Raw genomic sequence first — 22,862 nt, 5'->3', positions numbered from 1 at the left:
GTACTTAAAAGCCTGTCATCAGCCAAGTTTCGTGTTCTGCTTTAGCCATTAATTATGCTGTCTCATACCGATTATAGCTCTTTTTGACACCTATCCACAAAAAAGAAAGCGCTTCATATAAAATAGATTGTAAATTCTAAATAAACAAGAAAGGGGTCTGGGGATGGGTATAATGCAGGAGAGAATCGAAGACAGTCGATTACATGATCGAATTGTCACTGCAGACGAAGCAGCATCATGGATTCAAGATGGCATGACGTTGGGACTTAGTGGCTTTACCCGGGCAGGGGATGCAAAAGCTGTTCCAACTGCGCTCGTCCGAAGAGCAGAGAATGGTGAGCAATTAAAGGTAAATATATTTACAGGTGCTTCTTTAGGCTCCGATATTGATAAAATGTTGGCAGAATCTGGATTAGTGAATAAACGCTTGCCGTTTCAGGCTGATCCAAGCATGCGAAAGAAAATAAATGAAGGGGAACATTTATTTGTTGATCAACATCTTTCACATACCGCAGAATTATTAAGAAGCAATGTACTCGATCGCGTTGACTATGCAATTTTGGAAGCGATTTCCATAACGGAAGATGGGCAGATCATTCCGACAACATCTATTGGAAATTCGCTTGCTTTTGCAGAAAATGCGAAAGCAATTATTGTTGAAATTAATACAGCTCATTCGCCATTGCTAAAAGGGGTGCATGATTTATACAATCCAAATGAACAAGGTAATCGTGATCCCATACCGTTAACAAAAGTAGATGATCGTATTGGCTCAATTGGAATTTCGGTAGATATGAATAAAATAAAGGGTATTGTCTTCACAAATCAACAGGATTCGCCTTCTACCATTGTTCAGCCAGATAATGAAACGGAAATAATGGCGGGGTATTTATTGGACTTTTTGCGTGATGAGATTGCAGAGGGACGTTTGACGAAGAAGTTAGCACCTTTACAGTCAGGTATAGGATCAGTTGCCAATGCAGTTTTGCATGGAATAATCAATTCTGAATTTGAGGAACTGCAAGTATATTCAGAAGTATTACAAGACGCTGTTTTTGACCTAATTGATGCTCATAAAGTTAAGACTGCATCGGCTTGCTCGATCACGTTATCTCAGGAAAAGATGGAAAAGGTCTTTAACAGCTTTGAAAAGTATCGAGATAAAATTATAATGCGACCACAGGAAATTTCAAATCACCCGGAAATTATTCGCCGTTTGGGAATTATTGCTATTAATACCGCATTAGAAGTTGATATTTATGGGAATGTGAATTCAACCCATGTGCTAGGAACAAAGATGATGAATGGAATTGGCGGATCAGGTGATTTTGCGCGGAACGCAAGATTGTCTATTTTTGTTACGAAATCAGTTGCTAAGCACGGCAAAATTTCGAGTGTTGTCCCATTTGTATCTCATGTTGATCATACAGAACATGATGTAGACGTACTTGTTACCGAGCAGGGCTATGCTGATTTAAGAGGACTTGCACCAAGAGAGAGAGTACCATTAATCATTGAAAACTGTGCTCATCCTATGTATCGGGAGCAATTGTGGGAGTATTATCGAGAAGCATTAAAAGGTGGTGGACAAACACCTCATAACTTGGAGAAAGCGCTTAGCTGGCATATTAATTTTTCAAAAAATGGAACAATGCGTAGTCTTATCCATCAAAGATGATGTTTAGCTTTTATATTTAGCTTTTATATTTAGTTTTTGCTTAGGATTTGTTAACTTGGCAGTATCATACTAAACTGCAACAAACAATCTTTTATGGTAATAATCGTTTGAACCAACATTATTGGAGAACAAAATAGATAATGTCTTTACGTTATCGTAAATCGATGTATGGAAACAAAGGGGTATGAAATAATAGTAATAGGGGCTTCATTTCTTAAAAAGAAATGAAGCTTTTTTATACTATAGGAAAGTATAAACTTTTAGGCTTTATCCCGCATGTAAGGTGCCGTAAGACTACTGCTTCAAGAGCCTTTAGTTGATGCAAAGGGTCAAAGTAGGAGAAAACGGCACCTAAATGCCCGATTGGTTCAAGGGCCTTTAGGTCATACCCTTGTGGTACTAACATTCCGTGTAAAAAGCATTTCACGGAATGAAGTTTCTCTTTATCGTATAAGAAAAACGCTAGCTTTCGCCATAAAGACACTTAGCGACAAGCCAAGTTGATGATATCCGTTTTTCCATGATGGCTATCTTATTTGAAAATGCATCGTCTAGCTTATGATCTATGTTGAATAAGTTTTAAGGTGTTAGAGATTCGAGGATGTCGAATAAATACAATCGACAGCAAGCTTTCTAAAATAAGTGAGCCTCTAATAACCTAGACTAAACGTGGGCTTGCTCAAGTTAGTTCGATTTCATTTTCCGTACTTAAAGTTTGAATAAGCACATCATTGTAAAGGAGCTATCTTCTGAATGAGGGATGGTACGGATTTATTATCTTTTCTGTCGGTAAATCGGTACGGAAAAATATCCATTCGTTTGTTAGTGTAATACCCGTTGCTGTATAAAGAAAGCGCTTTTTTAAGAAAGAGGTGATAAATATGGGAAAACGAGCTGTATATTTGGATCGAGATGGAGTAATTAACGAGGTACTGACAAAACGAGTTACGTTTGTCAATCACCCTGATGATTTCTATCTATTACATGGGGTTGGGCCGTCTATTAAACGGTTTAACGAGTTAGGTTATTATGTATTTGTTGTAACTAATCAAGGCGGTATCGGGCTAGGATATATGACGGAAGCAGAATTGACTCGTGTACATGAAAAAATGATAGCAGAGCTTGCAGCATACGGTGCAGAAATTCATGCAATTGCTTATTGTCCACATAAGCCTGATGCTGGATGCAGTTGCCGAAAGCCTAATGCAAAAATGATTAACGATTTAGCAAGGCAGTATAACGTTGATTTAGCAACTAGTTATATGATAGGGGATCGTGATGTGGATATAACAGCGGGGAAAAATGCTGGGTTAACTACCGTTTTGATTGGGAAACGTGAGAAAACAAGTAAGAAGGCAGATTTAAAATTTTCAGATTTAACAGATGTAGCCGATTATTTGACCGATCAAGCACACAGGTAGATATAATAATGGTGTCCCGGGCAGACTTTTGTCTAGGGATTGGGGGACATTTTAATATGGAATAGCTGTGTTCAAAAAGTTCCGTAAAAATGACGCAGTCACCTAATGTCTCTATATAAAACCATTTTGCTCCTGTTCCACTTTAGAACTTAAGAGCAGGATGTAGAGAGTTAGTGTTTCAACCGATAAGGAAAATGGAGGGAGCGATATATTGCTCGCAGAAAAAAGTGCTTTTCTATTATAAGGTTTATAAGGTTGCCGAGATTTTAGCCTTTGTTCTACTTCTATCAGTAGCAGGGGATAAAGGAAAAGTTCTACTGATAGAAGTTTCACTTTATTTTAAGCGGCTAATTCTCTCATCCAAGCTTGGATGTGTGGAGAAGAAGGAGGACTTTTTCGTGCCATTTATTTTTAAGGTGGCAATCGCAGTTTCTTCTTCCCGGATGCGATTTGAATAAAGCTTTAGTGATTCTAAAGCATGTTTCATTTTATCCTTTCCAGCTAAGTCAGCTCCGCCGCGATCTGCATGAAACTCACGGTGCCGTGAGTAAGCAAAAACAACCAGACTGCCAAGTACGGAAAAGATGAGCTGGAAGAAAATAATCGCTATAAAATGAATAATAGGAGCAAGTTCCTCTTTTACAAATCGTGACACAATAAACGCTGCAATCCGAGCCAGAAAGACGACAAATGTATTGACGATACCTTGTAATAAAGTCATAGTTACCATGTCACCATTGGCAATATGAGCAACCTCATGAGCAATGACTCCTTCAATTGCATCATCGTCCATTTCATTTAATAGCCCACTTGAGACAGCTACTAAGGAGCGTTTCTTTGATGGACCTGTTGCAAAAGCATTCACTTCTTTTGCCTGATAAATGCCTACCTCAGGCATATGCATTAATCCAGCAGCTCTTGCTAGACGGTGAACTTTTTCCACTACTTCTTTTTCTTGCTCTGTTAAACGGCCATTTGGTTCGATAATTCGCACACCCATGATTCTTTTTGCCATCCAACGAGACATGGATAATGAGATAAATGAACCGGTAAAACCGATAATGGCGCTAAAGATTAATAGTGTTCCCAACTGTAATTGACCATCTTCTCCAATATACTTCCAGGTTCCGGGAATCAGTGTGAAAATAATGGAAATGGTTAACAGTACAAGGATGTTTGTTAACAAAAAATATAAAATTCGTTTTCCCATTGTTTCAATCCTTTCTTTTTTCCCCTCTAAACTAGTATTAATTATATGATGTTATTAATCAACTAACAACAATAAGGTATAAAAAGTTACAGAAAATTTATAAATTATTTTTATAAATGTTGAAAGTAAGAGCGAATACCTAACGATGGCAAAATTGAATCATCCAGCATGTTTGAAGACTCTGGATCTAATAGTCAGTTCCCCAAACTGAATCTAGCTGGATTTTCAGTAGCTTTTTTGCTGATTTGGACAATGCTATAAAAACAACGAGCTGAATTTGAGCAACACACTATTTTTATGTATGAGTTAGTTAGTTGACAGAACATATTTTGTTTATTATTATAGTTACGTAAAGTAACTAGTTTATCAAACGATATTAATGTTGCTTTCATGAATAATTCAGTGCAGTAAGGGAATTTTATGTAACAACAATTTCATAAACATTAACTGCAAGAACATAAAGGAGACGATATAATGGAAAAAGTAAAATTATCTATTATTTACTACAGTTCAACTGGAATTAACTATCAATTAGCTACATGGGCAAAAGAAGCAGCTACAGAATCTGGTGCAGAAGTCCGCCTAGTAAAGGTTCCAGAACTTGCACCAGAATCAGCAATTGCACAAAATCCAGCATGGAAAGCTCATTATGAAGCAACAAAAGATGTAAAAGAAGCTACATCTGATGATATTGAATGGGCAGATGCTATTATCTTTTCAACGCCGACACGTTTCGGGAATGTTGCTTCTCAAATGAAGCAATTTATTGATATGCAAGGTGGACTTTGGAGTGCTGGGAAAACTACCAACAAAGTAGTTAGTGCGATGTCCTCAGCATCCAATCCACATGGTGGACAAGAAGCTACTGTTTTATCATTATATACTTCCATGATGCACTGGGGAGCAATCATTGTACCTCCTGGATACACGGATGATAGTGCGTTTGTTTCAGGTGGAAATCCTTATGGTGTGAGTGTGACACAAGACCAAAATGGTAAGATGGTGGAAGATGTAGAAGCAGCAGTTAAACATCAAGCAAAACGGACGATTGAAATTGCGAAGAAAATAAAAGCATAACCCTTTTAAAAACAAGCTGATCGGCTATTCGATCAGCTTGTTTAGCTTATTTCAATCGTGAAGTGATAGCTTAAAAAGCTGATATTAATGAAACTTTACTTAATGAGTTTTTCTCTATGAAAGAGTAAGGCTAAGATCGCAACACCTATGTATCAGTGAGCAGTTTTGGCTTATTGTCTAGGAAACGATATCGGTTTTAACATGGTAGCTATCTTTTTAAAAGGATCTTCATCTAACTTTATCACTCAGAAGCTCTCCAATTTGTACGTCCAAATCGAACATGTATTTCTATGGTGCCCGAGTTGTAGCAATTTTCGATTTCTTAAATCTTCGAAATAGACGGTATTTATTCGTAATAAATAAAGGAAAAGAAATTAGGAAAATAACAGAAAATTTGCTATAATTTTTAAGATACAATTTTTTTAAAAAAAGGGCTCCATTCGGAGCCTATTATCTATAAAAGAATAGCCATAGAGAACGTTTGAAGATTTGCCCTACTTTCTACCAAGACTGGAGGATAAAAATGAAATCAACAACCGATTTTCGGCAAATGAAACAAGCAGGAGAAAAAATTACCATGCTGACTGCGTATGATTATCCACAGGCGAAGCTTGCTGAACAAGCAGGTATAGATGTGATTTTAGTCGGCGATTCACTAGGAATGGTTGTTCTTGGCTATGATTCAACCGTTCCTGTTACTATAAGCGATATGATTCATCATACTAAAGCAGTTAAACGGGGAGCATTAGATACATTCATTGTAACAGACTTACCTTTTATGTCCTTTCATATAAGTAAAGAAGAAGCGCTTCGAGCTGCGGGTAAAATCATGCAGGTAGGTGGAGCACATGCAGTCAAGTTGGAAGGTGGAGGAGAAATAATCGAAACGATCAAAGCTCTAACCAATGCCGGTGTTCCAGTGGTGGGGCATCTTGGATTAACACCACAAACAGCTGGGGTGTTTGGCGGGTATAAAGTACAGGCGAAAACTGCTGAGCAAGCGACAAGGCTGATTAAAGATGCCAAAAGATGTGAAGCAGCAGGTGCTTTTGCACTTGTGTTGGAATGTATTCCCCATCAGCTTGCAAAAGAAGTCTCTTCCCAGCTAAACATTCCCGTCATTGGGATTGGTGCAGGTCCTCAAACGGATGGACAGGTGCTTGTATTTCATGATGTGGTTACATTTGGAGTAGATCGCATTCCTAAATTTGTTAAAAAGTTTGCTGATGTAAATCATGCAGTTTCTCAGGGGCTAAGTGACTATATTCGAGAGGTGAAAACAGGTACATTTCCCGAAATAAACAAGCATACATTTAAAATGGATCAGGAAGAAATTGCTTCCTTGTATGGAGGGGAATAAATTGAAAATAATTTCATCAAAGCACGACATAAACCAATTGGCAAAGCAATCAAAGGCAAGTGGTAAATCAATTGGGTTTGTTCCGACAATGGGATTTTTGCATGAGGGACATCTAGCACTTGTAAAAGAAGCTAGACAAGAAAATGATTGCGTAATTATGAGCATTTTTGTTAATCCGCTTCAATTTGGACCAAGCGAGGATTATGATATGTATCCCCGAGATGCAGAACGTGATAAAAAACTGGCTGAGGAAGCGGGTGTTGATATATTATTTATGCCAAGTGTAGATGAGATGTATAAGAAGAAACAGTCTGTAAAGATGATGGTAACAGAAAGGACAAATAGGCTATGCGGAGCTAAACGACCAATGCATTTTGATGGTGTGGTCATGGTTCTAACTAAACTTTTTCATCTCACCATACCCGATCGTGCTTATTTTGGCTTAAAAGATGCACAGCAGTTTGCAATTGTATCAGCACTTGTCGATGATTTCGATTTTTCTGTGGAAATTGTTCCGGTTAATACTGTAAGAGAACCTTCTGGATTAGCAATCAGCTCTAGAAATGTCTATTTAACGGCTGAGGAAAGACAGAAAGCTCCTGCTTTGTATCATAGCTTATTGCTAGGGAAAAAACGGATCGCAGAGGGAGAGACCGACGTCGCCGTTATTACCGATGCTGTTAACGACTATCTCCATCAACATCTGAATGCCAAAATTGATTATGTAGAGCTATTAAGCTTTCCTGAATTAGAAACAATATCTGTAGCCAGTGGCAACATGATTCTTGCAGCAGCAATTCAATTTTCAGCGGCAAGGCTTATTGACAATATTATTATGGAGAGCTAGCCTTTGTTCTTAGCAAAACAAGAAGTTAATTGTAAACTAGAAACCTTTTACAAGTGCTGAAAGAGAAAGCAAATATTTACGATATATTGTTTGGGAATGGGAAAAAGAGGTGTAATTAAAAAAGCGGTTTTTATCATCATTCTAAATGCTGTTTTGAAAGGGTTAGAAACGTATCCTGATATCTTATTGTTTTAGATGCTATCTTACTATTAGCTGAGCCGTAAGAGGAACTAAAGGAATTGAAACAGTTATTAAGAAAACAAGACCATTTTAAATAAACGTTTTCGGTTATTATCACTTCTGCGTTTACTATAGGTGAAAACTGCCTAACGATTTAGTTAGGCAGTGGTATAAAAAATAATTTACAGGTTACTCCATAAGCTCTGCAATGATTTCAAAAGAACGAAGTCGATCTTCAAGATGATAAATCTGCGAGCTGATAATCAACTCATTAGCCTCTGTATCTGCTAATAAGTTTCGAGTCCGCGTTCAACTGTTTCTTTACTGCCAATGATGGTTGTACGTGGATCTAAGGTTTGCTCCATAGTTTGTAACTCGAATTCGGAATAATGAGCTTCTATATGTTCGATTGGCGGCATTAATTTTGTAGGTTGTCCGCGGCGCATATTTAAAAATTGCTGCTGTAATGAACTAGCTACATAATGCGCTTTCTCATCAGTATCTGCCGCAATAACATTTACTCCAATCATAGCATATAGTTTAGCTAAATATTTTGATGGTTCAAAACGCTCGCGATATAATTTCAGTGCTGGAATGGTATAGGCAGGGGCAAAGTGACTGGCAAATGAGAAGCACAGTCCTATTTTGGCAGCTAATTTTGCACTAAAATCACTAGAACCTAATAGCCAAACTGGAATATCTAGCCCTTGACCAGGAATGGCTTTGACACGAGAGGTGGGTTCATTAGAAAAATAGTCTAAGAGCTCATTTACTTGCATTGGAAAGTCCTCAACACGCATATTTAGTGTGCGACGAAGTGCGAAGACAGTAGCCTGATCACTCCCAGGCGCACGACCTAAACCAAGATCAATTCTTCCGGGATAAAGAGACTCCAATGTTCCGAATTGTTCGGCTATGACTAGTGTGGCATGATTTGGGAGCATAATCCCCCTGCTCCAACACGGATATGTTGCGTTTTCTCAGCAAGATGCCCGATGAAAACAGATGTGGCAGAACTGGCAATCCCTGGCATATTATGATGCTCTGCTAACCAATATCGCTTGAAACCAAGCAACTCAACATGTTGAGCTAGTGCTACGCTTTGTTGAAACGATTCTTTTGGACTGCTACCCTCATTAATAGGAGCTAGATCCAATACAGAAAGTGGTATATGTTGGAACGTTTTTAATCTTGGCATTTTTTCCGTTCCCCCCATCTTCTATTTACAACGTGGTGTTAAGGCTAATCACGTTTTAGCGGATTTATCCCAGCTTTTTATCAAGGTTAAGAAACACCATCATGGCTATGGCGTGCCGATGATTACGTCTATATCCCTGTTTGTAGCAACTCTATATCAAAATCTTCCAAAACCAATATGCCTGGTATACCATCTGTGCTGTAAAACTTAACCGAGCACTCATAAAAAAAGAACTAACTACAAATGAAGAATTTTTATACGTTCTAACGCGCCAGGAAATTCGATGCGTCATATGTAACTGGCAGTTAGACCTGCCCTTTAAATGCTTTGGGGTGAAGCCTCGGAGGATAAGTGGAGGATCCGACTGCAATTTAAATGTCGATTCTATTCTTTCTAATCACATCAGTGGGGGGATAAAAGAAAACCCTACTGATGGAAGATTTACTTTATCCTACTTTTTGAACACCTCTTAATAAGCAATGATAAGTGTAAATTAATGGAGCGTCCAATGATCAGCTTCATAAATGATGCTTGAATATAGGACGGGGATGATTAAATTATTCACGGAAACGGCAAAAGATTTGAATTTTTTATGACAAACTGCTTTCACATCAAAAGTAGTTGAAATACATGCATTTATCATACATAAGAAAATATCCAACCATTTGATCATAGCGTTTACAACTTTTAAATTTAAATAAAAATGCATGAAAATAACTTATCTGAATTTTGAGTTAATGGTAATTTTGTGATATAGTATTTCTACTACACTATTTTTCCGAAACAATTAGAAAATTAATTATTGGAAAAATAGGTATAATAGGATTTTTACAAATATTATTAATGACATAACCGATGTCGAGGAAGGGGATAGTTGGATGCCAAGAAATAAACTCCCTGAAGCACAGGGATTATATCATCCACAATTTGAGCATGAAGCATGTGGAATTGGGATGATAGCAAATATCAATGGAAAACAAACGCATCATATTGTCCAAAATGCCATTAGTCTTTTATGCAATTTGGAACATCGAGGCGGACAGTCTGCTGATACGAGTACAGGTGATGGTGCAGGAATTTTGACACAAATTCCTAATCGCTTTTTTCAAAAGCAATGTGTCAAAGAAGGGATTCAGCTTCCACCTAAGGGTGAATATGGAATCGGGATGATCTTTCTTCCGAGAGACCATGGGCTTCGTCTGAAAAGTAAGGCGATGTTTGAACAAATTATTCAAGAAGAAGGTCAACATTTTCTCGGCTGGCGTCCCGTTCCGACGAATGAATCATTTATAGGAAAATTAGCAGCAACATCGATGCCAACGATTCGCCAACTCTTTATCCAAAAATCACCGGAACTTCAAGATCAAAAAGCATTTGAACGAAAGCTTTACGTAATTCGCAAACGCATGGAGCAAGAAGCTGGTAAGTTTCCAGAACTGGAAGATATTTATATTTGCAGCTTGTCCTCTCGTACAATTGTATATAAAGGTATGCTCATTCCAGAGCAATTAGATGCCTTTTACATTGATTTAAACCATCCTGATTTTAAATCTGCACTTGCTTTAGTTCACTCTCGATTTAGTACAAACACATTTCCAAGTTGGAAGAGGTCACATCCGAATCGTTATACCATTCATAACGGAGAATTTAATACACTGCGAGGAAATGTTAATTGGATGCGTGCTAGGGAGAAGCTATGCTCATCTGATTATTTTACAGAGGAAGATATGAGGAAAATTCTTCCAATTATTGATTGTGAGGGCAGTGATTCATCTATTTTTGATAATACATTTGAATTTCTTCATTTATCTGGACGTTCCTTAGCACATACAGCTATGATGATGATTCCTGAAGCCTGGTCCCATGATCAAGCGATGAAGGAAGAGAAACGTGATTTCTATGAATATCATAGTACATTGATGGAGCCTTGGGATGGACCAGCAGCACTTGTCTTTTCGGACGGTAAACAAATAGGCGCTTGTCTTGATCGAAACGGTTTACGGCCAGCTCGTTATTATGTAACGAAAAGCGGTATGATTGTCTTGGGGTCAGAAGTAGGCGCACTGGATATATTTGCAGATGATATTTTGTATAAGAAACGTATAGAACCTGGAAAAATGCTATTGGTAGATTTGGAAAAAGGTATAATCGTTCCTGATGATGATATAAAAATGCAAATTGCCTCCGAACAACCGTATAAAGAATGGTTAAAAAACAAGTTGGATTTAGATGATCTCCCAGAAGTCAACTATCAACCACCTGTTGAGGAAGATTTAATCAAGCTGCAACAGGCATTTGGGTATACACGAGAAGAACTAAATAAGATGATCAAGCCACTAATTATCGAAGGTAAAGATCCGATTGGTTCAATGGGATATGACTCACCTCTAGCTGTATTATCAAAAAAGCCGCAATTATTATACAACTATTTTAAACAACTATTCGCACAAGTAACGAACCCGCCGATTGATGCCATTCGCGAAAAGATAATCACGATGACAGAAACAACCATTGGGGCGGAAGGTAATCTGGTTCGACCTACAGCCCTAAGTTGTCGACAGATTCGCCTAGGGACCCCCATTTTGAAAAATGAGGAATTAGAAAAATTACGCGTTCAGCAATTGGATGGTTTTAAAGCAGAGACGTTACCGATACACTTTGAGACAACTACAACGAAGCCTGGCATGGAAAAAGCACTTGATCAGCTGTTTCTTCAAGCAGATCAAGCGATTAAAAATGGAGCAGTTTTCTTGATTTTATCTGATCGTGGAATTGGTAAAGAGAAAGCGGCTATCCCGGCGTTGTTAGCTGTATCGGGCTTACATCATCATTTAATTCGCCAAGGAATTCGCACGAAGGTTAGTTTATTACTGGAAACTGGTGAGCCGCGTGAAGTTCATCATTTTGCTGCACTGCTTGGTTACGGTGCAGAAGCGATCAATCCATATCTTGCAATTCATTCCATTAAAGACCTAGTTGAAAAGCAGCAACTGGAAGGATATTCGAAAGATCAGGCGATTGAAAAATATATTCAATCTGTCACTGACGGTATCATTAAAGTGTTATCGAAAATGGGTATCTCGACAATTCAAAGCTATCGTGGAGCACAAATCTTTGAAGCTATCGGTATTAAGCGAGATGTCATCGATAAATACTTTACTCATACCGCTTCTAGATTAGGTGGAATTGGACTGGACATCATGGAACAAGAAGCGCGAATGCGTCATCAACATGCCTTTCATGAAAATCGTAGGGCAAATAGCACCCTGGAAGCAGGGGATGAATATCAATATCGCCAAGGTGGAGAAGACCATCAGTATAATCCTAGAACGATTCATAATTTGCAGCATGCTTGCCGTACTGGAAATTATGAATTGTTTAAGGAGTATTCAAAGCTATTGACCGACGAAACGAAAAACTTGCAAACGTTACGAGGTTTAATGTCTTTTAAACAACGTAAGCCAATTCCGATTGATGAAGTAGAGTCTGTAGCGTCTATTTGTGCTAGATTCAAGACAGGAGCGATGTCATTCGGTTCCATTAGTAAAGAAGCGCATGAAGCGTTGGCGATCGCCATGAACCGTATCGGCGGACGAAGTAATAGTGGAGAAGGTGGAGAATCACCAGATCGGTTTATCCGAGATGCTAATGGTGATTTGCGACGCAGTGCTATTAAGCAAGTGGCTTCAGGCAGATTCGGGGTGAATAGTCACTATCTTGTCAATGCGGATGAAATTCAAATAAAAGTTGGGCAAGGAGCAAAACCGGGAGAAGGAGGCCAATTACCTGGTAATAAAGTATATCCATGGGTGGCAGAAGTGCGTGGATCCACTCCAGGGGTTGAACTGATTTCACCACCGCCTCACCACGATATTTACTCCATCGAGGATTTAGCCGAATTAATTTATAATCTAAAAAATGCAAATCCTCAGGCACGAATTAGTGTGAAGCTCGTATCGGCAGTTGGTGTAGGTACAATTGCTGCAGGTGTTGCGAAGGGGCGTGCAGATCTCGTGTTAATTAGTGGCTACGATGGTGGTACAGGAGCGGCTCCACGGACAAGTATAAAGCATACGGGATTACCGTGGGAAATAGGCTTAGCAGAAACACATCAAACGCTGTTATTAAATGGATTAAGAGACCGGATCGTAGTAGAAACAGACGGAAAATTGATGACAGGAAGAGATGTAGTGATTGCTAGTTTATTAGGAGCTGAAGAATTCGGTTTTTCCACAGCGCCGCTTGTCGTTCTTGGGTGTGTCATGATGCGTGTATGCCATTTAGATACATGTCCTGTTGGTATTGCTACCCAAAATCCAGAGTTACGTAAAAAATTTATTGGTGATCCACATGATGTTGTTGCCTTTATGAAATTTATCGCCCAAGAAACAAGGGAAATCATGGCACAATTAGGGTTTCGCACCATCAATGAAATGATCGGCAGGACAGATGTATTGGAGTTTAATGAGGCGCTGGATCATTGGAAGGCAAAAGGCATTGATTTATCGGCAATTTTTTATCAGCCTGATGTTCCGGAACATGTCGGGCGTTACGCTACAATGCAACAAGATCATGGCATGGAAAAGACGTTAGACTATCAAGAATTAATTCCAAATTGTAAACCAGCTCTGGATAATGGTGAACCAGTTGAGTTTACTACTGCTATTCGTAATATTAATCGTGCGACAGGTACGTTATTGGGAAGTGAAGTATCAAGACGATATGGGGAAAGAGGGCTTCCGGAAGATACAATAAAACTGAATTTTAGTGGATCAGCCGGACAGAGCTTTGGTGCTTTTACCCCTCCTGGTATGACGCTTCGATTAATTGGTGATGCAAATGACTTCGTTGGTAAAGGACTATCCGGTGGGAAGATTATTGTTCATCCTGACCCAAATGTTACCTTTACCCCGGAAAAGAATACGATCATTGGTAATGTTGCTTTTTATGGATCATCACGGGGTGAAGCATATATTCGTGGACTTGCAGGAGAACGGTTTGCTGTTAGAAATAGTGGTGCCACGATTGTCGTTGAGGGTGTTGGTGACCATGGCTGTGAATATATGACAGGAGGAACCGTGGTTGTTTTAGGTAAAACAGGGCGAAATTTTGCCGCAGGAATGTCCGGTGGTATTGCTTATGTGTTGGATGAAAGTGGATCGTTCCGTTACCAGGTAAATCAGGAGTTAGTAACGCTGGAAACCTTAGTTGAACAAGATGAAATAGACCAATTAATTCAGCTGATTGAACAACATGTGATCGAAACAAATAGTGCACATGCAAAGCGAATTTTAAACTATTGGGACAACTATATGTATTATTTTGTCAAAGTTATTCCGACAGCTTATCTGCACATACAACAGCGGATCGCTGCAGTAAGAAAAGAAGGACTCAGCAAGTTTGATGCAGAAATGCTTGCCTTTGAAGAAAGAAAACAAGTAGTAACAGAAAAGAAAAAACAGCGGATCAGTGTCGTGTAATAGGTCTTTTCAGCTACTTATGAAGCTTCGTCAATGGACAGACAATGATAAATGTTATAAAGGAGGCATATGATGGGAAAACAAACCGGATTTATGGAATATGACAGACAAACAAGAAGAGAAAGAGATCCGCTTAAACGAACGAAAGATTGGTTTGATTATACCATTCCACTAACCGATAAGGAAATTCAAATTCAAGGGGCACGCTGCATGGACTGCGGCGTTCCTACTTGCCATACCGGTATGGAATTAGACGGAGTTACTACGGGTTGTCCAGTCTATCATCTGATCCCTGAGTGGAATGAGTTGGTTTATCAAGGAAAGTGGAAGGAAGCTTTGGAATTGGCGCATGTACAAAACAATTTTCCAGAATTTACAGGGATAGCATGTCCGGCGCCTTGTGAGGGAGCATGCGTACTCGGAATTAATAAGCCGCCAGTTGCTATTCGGACAATAGAACGAGCAATCATTGAAAAAGGATTTGCAGAAGGATGGGTCGTTTCAAGTCCTCCTAAAAAGCGAACCGGAAAGAAGGTGGCAGTTGTTGGGTCAGGACCAGCGGGTCTTGCTGCAGCAGCCCAACTCAATAAAGCAGGACATCTTGTAACGGTCTTTGAACGGAGCGATCGAGTGGGGGGATTATTAACATATGGGATTCCGGAAATGAAGCTCTCTTATGATATTGTTATGCGACGTGTAGCTATTTTAGAGCAAGAAGGAATCAAGTTCCTAACGAATACGGAAGTTGGCAAGGATATTACCAAAGAAGCGCTAAAACAGCAATTTGATGCAATCATACTTTGCAGTGGAGCAACGGTACATCGGGATCTCCAAGTAGAGGGAAATCATCTAAAAGGAATTCATTTCGCCTTGGATTTTCTTCATGCTAATACAAAAAGTCTATTAGATTCGAATTTACAGGATGATAATTATATCTCAGCAGCAGGTAAAGATGTGGTAGTAATCGGCGGTGGAGATACGGGGACGGATTGTTTAGCGACTGCTGTCCGTCATAATTGCAAAAGCCTCGTTCAATTTGATATTTATGATAAAAAAGGGTTCGTACGTGAGATGGAAACAAATCCTTGGCCGCAATACCCAAAAATTCATCGTGTTGAATACGGTCATAAAGAAGCTGGTTGTGTATTTGGCTCAGACCCTCGAGCGTATACAGTGATGACAAAAAAGTTGGTAGGTGATGATTACGGGAATGTAAAAGAAGTTCATACCATGAATGTAAAGCTTTCCTACGATGAGGCTGGTAATAAAATACGTAAGGAAATTCCCGGTACAGATAAAGTTTGGCCTGCTGATCTCGTATTAATTGCTATCGGATTTCGTGGTCCGGAACAAACGTTACTCCAGCATTTTGGTGTAGATACTACAGATAAATCAACCGCTTTAGCAGAGTATGACGACTATCGCACGAATGTAGATGGAATTTTTGCAGCTGGCGATATGCGCCGTGGCCAAAGTTTGATCGTTTGGGCTATTCATGAAGGGCGAGGTGCAGCAAGGGAGTGCGATCGTTATTTAATGGGAGAGACAGCATTGCCATAGAAGAAACAATAGAGCTGTTCAATAATACTCACAGGTTTGAACAGCTCTTTATGATGCCTCGATAATTATATCTATTCTACACGGTGATATCTTTTTTGAAAAATAGCTTCGTCGACTAGCTTAGGCCCTCGTCCTCGTGTTGTTAGCTTTTGATTTAGAGTTATATTTTAGCTGCCATTGTTAAAAATATAAGATATGAAAACATCGGTATTTGCAACAAGCTCATTCATGAAGTAAGATAATATGGTGAATCATAATTTAAACGATAGATATCTAATGTTTTTACATCACTCTGTAGACTAGATTTTCTAGAAATGAGGGTTAATCATGAGTAAACCGTCCATTTATGGAATGACATATGAACAATTAAAGGATTGGCTAATGGACCATGGACAAAAACGGTTTCGTGCGGATCAGGTTTGGAATTGGTTATATAAGAAAAGAATTAATCACTTTTCTGACATGAAGAATATCAATAAGGAAACGATTGGCTTACTAGACGAACATTTTGTCCTTGGCGTGCTTGAAGAAGAAGTAAAACAAGAATCAAAAGACGGTACGATTAAGTATTTGTTCCGCCTGACAGATGGAAATTTAATTGAAACCGTATTAATGCGTTTTAATTATGGTCTATCTGTTTGTGTTACAACCCAAGTAGGGTGTAATATTGGCTGTAGTTTTTGTGCCAGTGGTTTGCTAAATAAAAGTCGTGACTTAACAAGTGGTGAAATTGTTGAGCAAATAATGATGGTGCAAAAGAATCTCGATTTAAAAGGAAAAGACGAGCGAGTAAGTCATATTGTCGTTATGGGAATTGGCGAACCATTAGATAATTTTGATAATTTAATGGATTTCATCTATATCGTTAATGATGATCGTGGGTTAAATATTGGTGCTAGACATATTACTGTGTCAACCAGTGGTCTTGCTCATAAAATTTATAAGTTTGCGGATACCGGAGTTCAAGTGAACTTAGCTGTTTCCATTCATGCACCAAATAATGAATTGCGCAGAAGTATTATGAAGATAAATAAGGCCTTTCCAATTGAAAAATTAATGGATGCCATTCATTACTATTTACAAAAGACAAACCGACGCATTACGTATGAGTATATTATGTTAAAAGATGTGAATGACCACCAAGAAGAAGCGTTTCAATTGGCTGAGCTATTAAAGGACCATCGCAAGCTCGCTTATGTCAATTTGATCCCATATAATACCGTTGATGAGCACAGTCAATATCAACGCAGTGATTCTGCTACCATTCAAGCTTTTTTTGAAACATTGAAAGAGCAAGGAATTAATTGTGGTGTACGTTGGGAAAATGGTGCAGATATTGATGCAGCTTGTGGTCAGTTGCGTAGTAAACAAATCAAGAAAATGAAGCCAAACAGATCAAGAAGCCTAAGTAAATAGTTTTTTATAATCCGTACTGTACAACAAATAAAAAAGTGTTTCTCCATCTATACGTAATGTAAGGGAAGCTTAATATAGATAACAATATTCAATTAAGGAAAATAAGATTCAGCGGAGGCTTGGAAAGAAGGCCCCGCTGAGTTACATTTTAACCTGGATAGACAGGAGTACCTCCTCTGTTAATTATAACCTTCTGTTTTCCCCCTCTAAAACTAAAAGTTCCTACAAAAATACGAGGCGTATTTATATAAATAAGTTTACTTTACTTTTAAAAGTTAAAGAATAGGAATTATTAAAAGTTACCCTATTATCTGAGACAAATGATGAATCTGTTTGGTTTAGGAATGACGCTTGAAAGTTCAATGTTTGATAGGATTGCTTTTCCATTTGTTCAAGGTTTAGCTCAAGAACGTTAACTATGGAAATGGTAGGCTTTTGGAATTATAAAAATCGCTTTCTCGTTTTAGCGGAAGGTAAACTGCAACTTTTCTTTTGCCCAAACCATTGATAACGACGGTTGGCAATAAATTGATAAACAAAGTCGCGAATTGGTCTGGGAATGATGATGAGACCGTATAATAGCTTCCATACCCCTGCAAGCTCTTTACAAATGCGAAGTGCAGCGGTTGATTTAACATAATACTTTTCTCCGTCAAGCAAAACAAGGCTATTCATGTTCGAAGGAATTCGGTATTTTTTGAATAGCTTTTGCCCGACACCTCCTTGTAGCGAGGCAAACAGAAACTGTTCTTGTTTATCCCGTTTTAAAATAAATTGGACACTTCGATCACAAAAGTTACATATCCCATCAAAGAGTATTATTTTGTCCATCACTGCTCACTCCTTATACTTAAAAAAGTCCACCGAAGGCTTATTTCTAGCGATTTATGTTTTTAATTGAAACCCTTTCCCCACGCAAAAATTACGTCGCCTTGCACTTTGATGCACAGAGACATGCTGTATCGGCGTCCAACATGTCAAGGAAAGCTTGGCAACATACACAACGTTTTTTCACGGACAAGAAAAACGCAGGCAACGATACATCGCGTTTTTTCAAGATTGATGCGGTCTAAGCCAGCCTTAATACTTCTTGAAAGGTAATCTAGTTTAAATTATAACACCACTAATATTCTGTTTCACTAACTACACGATATGAAACGTCGAAATAAATCTTCTCTATTTCCCTGTGCATGTAGTTCCAATAGATCGTCTTTTTTGGACCTTTGATTAGATGTTCATCATGATAAGTATTAAAACAGTTTTAATTGGTAGTCAACTCGTGCAGTGTTTCACCTAGAGGAGTAGATACGTAACGAAAAAGCGCCACCTATCCTTATTAACCACCTTAAATTAGCGGAGAGATAAAACGTCCACCTTGATTACAGTGATAAAAGTTTCGTTTAAACAGGCAGACTAGTTTAACTGTTCCGTCATTCGGGAACTGGGTTAAGGAAAGGTATATCAAATAGTAACAGCACGGTGTGGAATTCGTTATTTTTAAATTTGTAAGGAGGAAAACGGTAATGACTGATGGGCAGAAAGGAAATAGTAAGCAAAAACAGTTAGACAATTTTCGTGTCGATGATAAGGGGAAAAAAATGACAACGAACCAGGGGTTAAAGATTTCGGAAGATGAATTCTCTTTAAAAGTGGGAGACAGAGGACCAACATTGATGGAGGACTTTCATTTCCGTGAAAAAATGACGCATTTTGATCATGAACGGATACCGGAAAGAGTAGTTCATGCTCGTGGATCTGCAGCGCACGGGGAATTTGAACTTTATGAATCCATGAAACCTTATACAAAAGCAAAGTTTTTACAAACCCCTGGTAAAAAAACTCCTGTGTTTGTCCGGTTTTCAACAGTCGCTGGCTCAAAGGGCTCTGGCGATCTTGCTCGTGATGTAAGGGGTTTTGCTACTAAATTTTATACAGAAGAAGGAAATTATGATCTTGTTGGTAATAATATTCCCGTTTTTTTTATTCAGGATGCCATTAAATTTCCGGATTTCGTCCATGCAGTGAAGCCTGAACCTCATAACGGCATTCCTCAGGCTGCTTCTGCACATGATACTTTTTGGGATTTTGTTGCAAATAATCAGGAAACAGCTCATATGGTTATGTGGCAAATGTCCGATCGGGCTATTCCACGCAGCTATCGAATGATGGAAGGCTTTGGTGTGCACACGTTTCGATTAGTCAATGACCAAGGAAAAGGTACGTTTGTAAAATTTCATTGGAAGCCAAAATTAGGTGTTCATTCAACCGTGTGGGATGAAGCGCAAAAGATTAACGGGAAGAATCCTGATTTTCATCGCCAAGACTTGTACGAATCGATTGAAAACGGGGATTATCCAGAATTTGAACTAGGCGTTCAGTTAATCTCTGAAGAGGATGAAGATTTGTTTAGTTTTGATCTATTAGACCCTACAAAATTATGGCCAGAAGAAGATATACCAGTAAAAATAATTGGAAAAATGACATTAAATCGAAATATCGATAATGTGTTTGCTGAAACGGAACAGGTAGCTTTTCATCCGGGTCATGTTGTTCCTGGCATTGATTTTACAAATGACCCATTATTACAGGGCCGTTTATTTTCCTATACAGATACACAATTGATCAGACTCGGTGGTCCTAACTTTCATGAGCTACCAATTAATCGACCTGTTTGTCCGTTTCATAATAACCAGCGTGATGGCTATGGCAGACACACAATAAACGTTGGACAGGTCAGTTATCACAAAAATTCACTAGCTAATAATACTCCTAAGCCAGCAACTGTTGCAGAAGGGGGTTATGAGCATTATCAGGAAAAAGTAGAAGGACGGAAGATTCGTGCCCGCAGTGATAGTTTTAAAGATCATTTTTCACAGGCAACCTTATTTTGGAACAGTATGAGTAAAATAGAGAAGCAGCATATTATTGATGCTTTTAGCTTTGAGTTAGGTAAAGTAAAAAATCAAACTGTTAAACAGCAAGTAGTGGATATGTTTAGTCATGTAGATTTAAAAATGGTACAGGAAATTGCAACAAATATTGGGGTGACACCTCCAGAAAAAGGAGGTTCTTCGATTACGAAGCGGTCACCAGCGCTTAGCCAAGAAAATACTACTAAAAAAGCTGCAACAAGGAAAGTCGCTGTACTCATAGATGACGAGTTTCTTACCGATAAAGTCGTTGTTATTTTAAATCGTTTAGCTAAAAATGGAGTCCATCCGATATTAGTCAGCAATAAACTTGGACACGTAACTGGCTCAGACGGGCAAACACTAAATGTTAATAATAGTTTTTTTACAGCTGATTCAGTATTGTTTGATGCTGTATATATTGCTGGTGGAAAACGAAAAAACATAGAATTTCATTATAAAGCACGCTATTTTGTACATGAAGCGTTCCAACATTACAAGCCTATTGGTGCGATGAATGAAGGAAAGAAAGTCTTGGATGAAATAGGTATCAGAAGTGATGCAGGCGTAATTACGGATTCATCCGTGGAGCGATTTATTGAACGATTTACAGAGGCTATTTCTGCTCATCGGTTTTGGGATCGAAAAATAGACTAAATTATAATTAGCGTAAACGAGTGCTGTACAACAGCACTCGTTATGTTAGTTATCTAGGAAATACATCCGTTTTTATCTTGTGATATATTTTTGAAAAGTAACTTCGTCTAGCTTAAGCGCAGTCTTGGTCATACCCGTCAGACCAGCTTGTCAATTTCAAAATAGGCAAATCCTGCTTCTTCATCCATATTAAGAGATTGAATTGTAAATGATTCCTTATGAAGCAAGAAAGCCGATGACTAGTTCTTTTGCATATTCCGGTGAGCAAACCAGCGTAGCAAATTCTTTGCCATTTACAATAATCGTAATCGGATGTTCAACAGCAATCGAAGTTGTTTGTTTTACCATTGTTCCGTTAAGAAAATGAGCAACCTCCCAATCGGTTAAATTATCCACCATACGATCTCTCCATATCGTAAGTATCCATCTCCAATTCCTCCATTCGCTTTTTAGCCTATTTTCTCTCTTTTTGCGCGTAGTAAGTGGTAGCCTTTTCTATTATAAGGGTTGTATATATTCTGGTAATCCGCCATGTTTTTCGTACACACTTATAGGAATAAGTACATTACCTTCTGGAAAGTACCTCCGGATTTCACGGGAGCAAATTTTGTTTTTCAGCAAAGAGACCGTGCTGATTATCATTCATATTAATGGCTCTTTTCGTAATGTAGTATTGATTTGGGTTCTTACTAGATAGTAGTATTACCAAAGTTAACCTGCGAAGTTATGATCCAGAAGTCTATTTTCGTTCATGATAACTTTGCCAATCCCGAATAGAACTTTGCCCGCCTAAGTGAGGCTTGAGCTTTTCTTGACTGCTTAATTGGCTTGGCCCAGTATGTTTGGTTTTTTCCGTAATTCTTTCCCTATAGATGCAAGTACGTTAGTTGTTCTCATCCTATCATGAGAACGGGTACATTTCAATTTGCTTTTATTTAGGCTAAGGAGGATGCAGCTATTTATAGAGGTAAAGACCTATACCTATCAGGGAGGCTTTACCTGAGTTTATTCTACGTATAAATCGGCAATGGTTAATTTCAATAAATGAAGGCTAAAAGAAGGAGTGAAAACTTCAAGTGGATATAACTTGAGTTTTTAAAAGCCTATATCCATTGTAATTGCAGGAACACTTTTAATATGCTTAAATAACGTTACGAATGATTCTTCATTACCGAGTTAAGCAAATTTATTTCAGGAAGTAGCAAGTAACAACATAATGATCGACCAACTTTACCTTTGCAATTAGATTCATTTCAATGAAGAAGAAAAGAGGATTCAAAAAATAAATTTCTGCATGGCTTGTTTCTGACAACTCTACTTTCTAACTGTTTACACTACTCGAAATCATACCGCTCACAAATTTCCATTGTACAAGACTATCGGCATTACAACAGGAAGAGAGGAATTTCGGCAATCATACATCATACATCGCGATTTTTTCGAAGGACGTTGTGATCTTAGTCTCAGGTCTATATCCTCTTTTTGAACACCACTTGAAACATATAAACTATTAAATAAAGAAAGGATTGAAAAATGCCTGCAAAGGGAACGTGTAGAGTATAAGAACGATTCATACCATGGATGATATGAGGAAAATCAGCATTTTGAAAAATTGTTCTCAACTACCATTTTAAAAGTGAAGAAAAAAGTATATAATAGAGTTTGTGTGTTTTCAGAAAGAGTTCAATTTACAGGTAAGATGTAAAATTTACGGCTAGATATAAAATCGTACACGAAGCTGTTTTTTGAAATGATTGTTTTTTGACTGAAACGAAGAGGAAAATTATTTTTTCTAGCATATAACGTTGTTCTCACATCATCTTAAGAAAATTTCTCTCCATTCTCCAGCTTTAATAGATTGCAATAATA

Annotated in this window: 12 protein-coding genes and 1 pseudogene; 9 read left to right on the top strand and 4 right to left on the bottom strand. The window is 38.3% G+C overall.

The genetic code is table 11. The features are described 5' to 3' along the window. Positions 1 to 163: 163 nt before the first annotated feature. On the top strand, positions 164 to 1,678 hold the full coding sequence (locus tag JNUCC74_RS17245; RefSeq protein ID WP_454066258.1) for an acetyl-CoA hydrolase/transferase family protein: 1,515 nt from the start codon (positions 164 to 166) through the stop codon (positions 1,676 to 1,678). Positions 1,679 to 2,559: 881 nt separating this feature from the next. Next, complete coding sequence (locus tag JNUCC74_RS17240; protein WP_454066257.1) at positions 2,560 to 3,099, top strand: D-glycero-alpha-D-manno-heptose-1,7-bisphosphate 7-phosphatase; 540 nt, start codon at positions 2,560 to 2,562, stop codon at positions 3,097 to 3,099. Between the two features lie 334 nt (positions 3,100 to 3,433). Here the strand turns inward: JNUCC74_RS17240 and htpX are convergent, their stop codons facing one another. Further along, positions 3,434 to 4,309, bottom strand: coding sequence for a protease HtpX (gene htpX, locus JNUCC74_RS17235; RefSeq protein WP_454066256.1), 876 nt, complete (start codon positions 4,307 to 4,309; stop codon positions 3,434 to 3,436). A gap of 474 nt (positions 4,310 to 4,783) precedes the next feature. Here htpX and wrbA point away from each other — a divergent pair, with 474 nt between their 5' ends. The 3 genes from wrbA (at position 4,784) to panC (ending at position 7,593) form a co-directional block, all read left to right on the top strand. Then, positions 4,784 to 5,386 (top strand): NAD(P)H:quinone oxidoreductase, encoded by a 603-nt coding sequence (gene wrbA / locus JNUCC74_RS17230; protein ID WP_454066255.1) that lies wholly within the window; start codon positions 4,784 to 4,786, stop codon positions 5,384 to 5,386. Positions 5,387 to 5,909: 523 nt separating this feature from the next. Further along, positions 5,910 to 6,746, top strand: coding sequence for a 3-methyl-2-oxobutanoate hydroxymethyltransferase (panB, locus tag JNUCC74_RS17225; RefSeq protein WP_454066254.1), 837 nt, complete (start codon positions 5,910 to 5,912; stop codon positions 6,744 to 6,746). Position 6,747: 1 nt separating this feature from the next. Next, positions 6,748 to 7,593 (top strand): pantoate--beta-alanine ligase, encoded by an 846-nt coding sequence (panC, locus tag JNUCC74_RS17220; RefSeq protein ID WP_454066253.1) that lies wholly within the window; start codon positions 6,748 to 6,750, stop codon positions 7,591 to 7,593. Positions 7,594 to 7,962: 369 nt separating this feature from the next. Here the strand turns inward: panC and JNUCC74_RS17215 are convergent. Continuing rightward, positions 7,963 to 8,971: pseudogene (locus JNUCC74_RS17215) on the bottom strand (LLM class flavin-dependent oxidoreductase). 878 nt (positions 8,972 to 9,849) lie between these two features. Here JNUCC74_RS17215 and gltB point away from each other — a divergent pair. The 3 genes from gltB (at position 9,850) to rlmN (ending at position 17,427) form a co-directional block, all read left to right on the top strand. Next, positions 9,850 to 14,451 carry a glutamate synthase large subunit gene (gene gltB, locus JNUCC74_RS17210; protein WP_454066252.1) on the top strand — a complete coding sequence of 1,534 codons (4,602 nt, stop codon included), beginning with the start codon at positions 9,850 to 9,852 and terminating at the stop codon, positions 14,449 to 14,451. A gap of 72 nt (positions 14,452 to 14,523) precedes the next feature. Then, positions 14,524 to 16,011, top strand: coding sequence for a glutamate synthase subunit beta (locus JNUCC74_RS17205; protein WP_454066251.1), 1,488 nt, complete (start codon positions 14,524 to 14,526; stop codon positions 16,009 to 16,011). A 327-nt stretch (positions 16,012 to 16,338) separates the two neighbouring features. Continuing rightward, positions 16,339 to 17,427, top strand: coding sequence for a 23S rRNA (adenine(2503)-C(2))-methyltransferase RlmN (gene rlmN / locus JNUCC74_RS17200; RefSeq protein WP_454066250.1), 1,089 nt, complete (start codon positions 16,339 to 16,341; stop codon positions 17,425 to 17,427). A gap of 441 nt (positions 17,428 to 17,868) precedes the next feature. Here rlmN and JNUCC74_RS17195 read toward each other — a convergent pair whose 3' ends face one another. Then, the gene (locus tag JNUCC74_RS17195; protein WP_454066249.1) at positions 17,869 to 18,258 is read right to left on the bottom strand and encodes a thiol-disulfide oxidoreductase DCC family protein; all 390 of its coding nucleotides are present in this window, start codon (positions 18,256 to 18,258) and stop codon (positions 17,869 to 17,871) included. A gap of 692 nt (positions 18,259 to 18,950) precedes the next feature. Here JNUCC74_RS17195 and JNUCC74_RS17190 point away from each other — a divergent pair. Then, the gene (locus JNUCC74_RS17190) at positions 18,951 to 20,993 is read left to right on the top strand and encodes a catalase (RefSeq protein ID WP_454066248.1); all 2,043 of its coding nucleotides are present in this window, start codon (positions 18,951 to 18,953) and stop codon (positions 20,991 to 20,993) included. Between the two features lie 216 nt (positions 20,994 to 21,209). Here the strand turns inward: JNUCC74_RS17190 and JNUCC74_RS17185 are convergent, their stop codons facing one another. Continuing rightward, positions 21,210 to 21,392 carry a formate dehydrogenase accessory sulfurtransferase FdhD gene (locus JNUCC74_RS17185; protein WP_454066247.1) on the bottom strand — a complete coding sequence of 61 codons (183 nt, stop codon included), beginning with the start codon at positions 21,390 to 21,392 and terminating at the stop codon, positions 21,210 to 21,212. Between the last annotated feature and the right edge of the window lie 1,470 nt (positions 21,393 to 22,862).

It is taken from the genome of Cerasibacillus sp. JNUCC 74, from assembly GCF_053667775.1.
Note: the sequence above shows the minus strand (reverse complement) of the source record. Positions and strands in the feature narration are given on the sequence as shown.

Bases quoted from the DNA above. Each gene is read 5' to 3' on its own strand.
- JNUCC74_RS17245 (WP_454066258.1), top strand. From the start codon at position 164: ATGGGTATAATGCAGGAGAGAATCGAAGACAGTCGATTACATGATCGA.
- JNUCC74_RS17205 (WP_454066251.1), top strand. From the start codon at position 14,524: ATGGGAAAACAAACCGGATTTATGGAATATGACAGACAAACAAGAAGA.
- htpX (WP_454066256.1), bottom strand. From the start codon at position 4,309: ATGGGAAAACGAATTTTATATTTTTTGTTAACAAACATCCTTGTACTG.
- JNUCC74_RS17195 (WP_454066249.1), bottom strand. From the start codon at position 18,258: ATGGACAAAATAATACTCTTTGATGGGATATGTAACTTTTGTGATCGA.
- panB (WP_454066254.1), top strand. From the start codon at position 5,910: ATGAAATCAACAACCGATTTTCGGCAAATGAAACAAGCAGGAGAAAAA.
- gltB (WP_454066252.1), top strand. From the start codon at position 9,850: ATGCCAAGAAATAAACTCCCTGAAGCACAGGGATTATATCATCCACAA.
- wrbA (WP_454066255.1), top strand. From the start codon at position 4,784: ATGGAAAAAGTAAAATTATCTATTATTTACTACAGTTCAACTGGAATT.
- rlmN (WP_454066250.1), top strand. From the start codon at position 16,339: ATGAGTAAACCGTCCATTTATGGAATGACATATGAACAATTAAAGGAT.
- JNUCC74_RS17240 (WP_454066257.1), top strand. From the start codon at position 2,560: ATGGGAAAACGAGCTGTATATTTGGATCGAGATGGAGTAATTAACGAG.
- JNUCC74_RS17190 (WP_454066248.1), top strand. From the start codon at position 18,951: ATGACTGATGGGCAGAAAGGAAATAGTAAGCAAAAACAGTTAGACAAT.
- JNUCC74_RS17185 (WP_454066247.1), bottom strand. From the start codon at position 21,392: ATGGTGGATAATTTAACCGATTGGGAGGTTGCTCATTTTCTTAACGGA.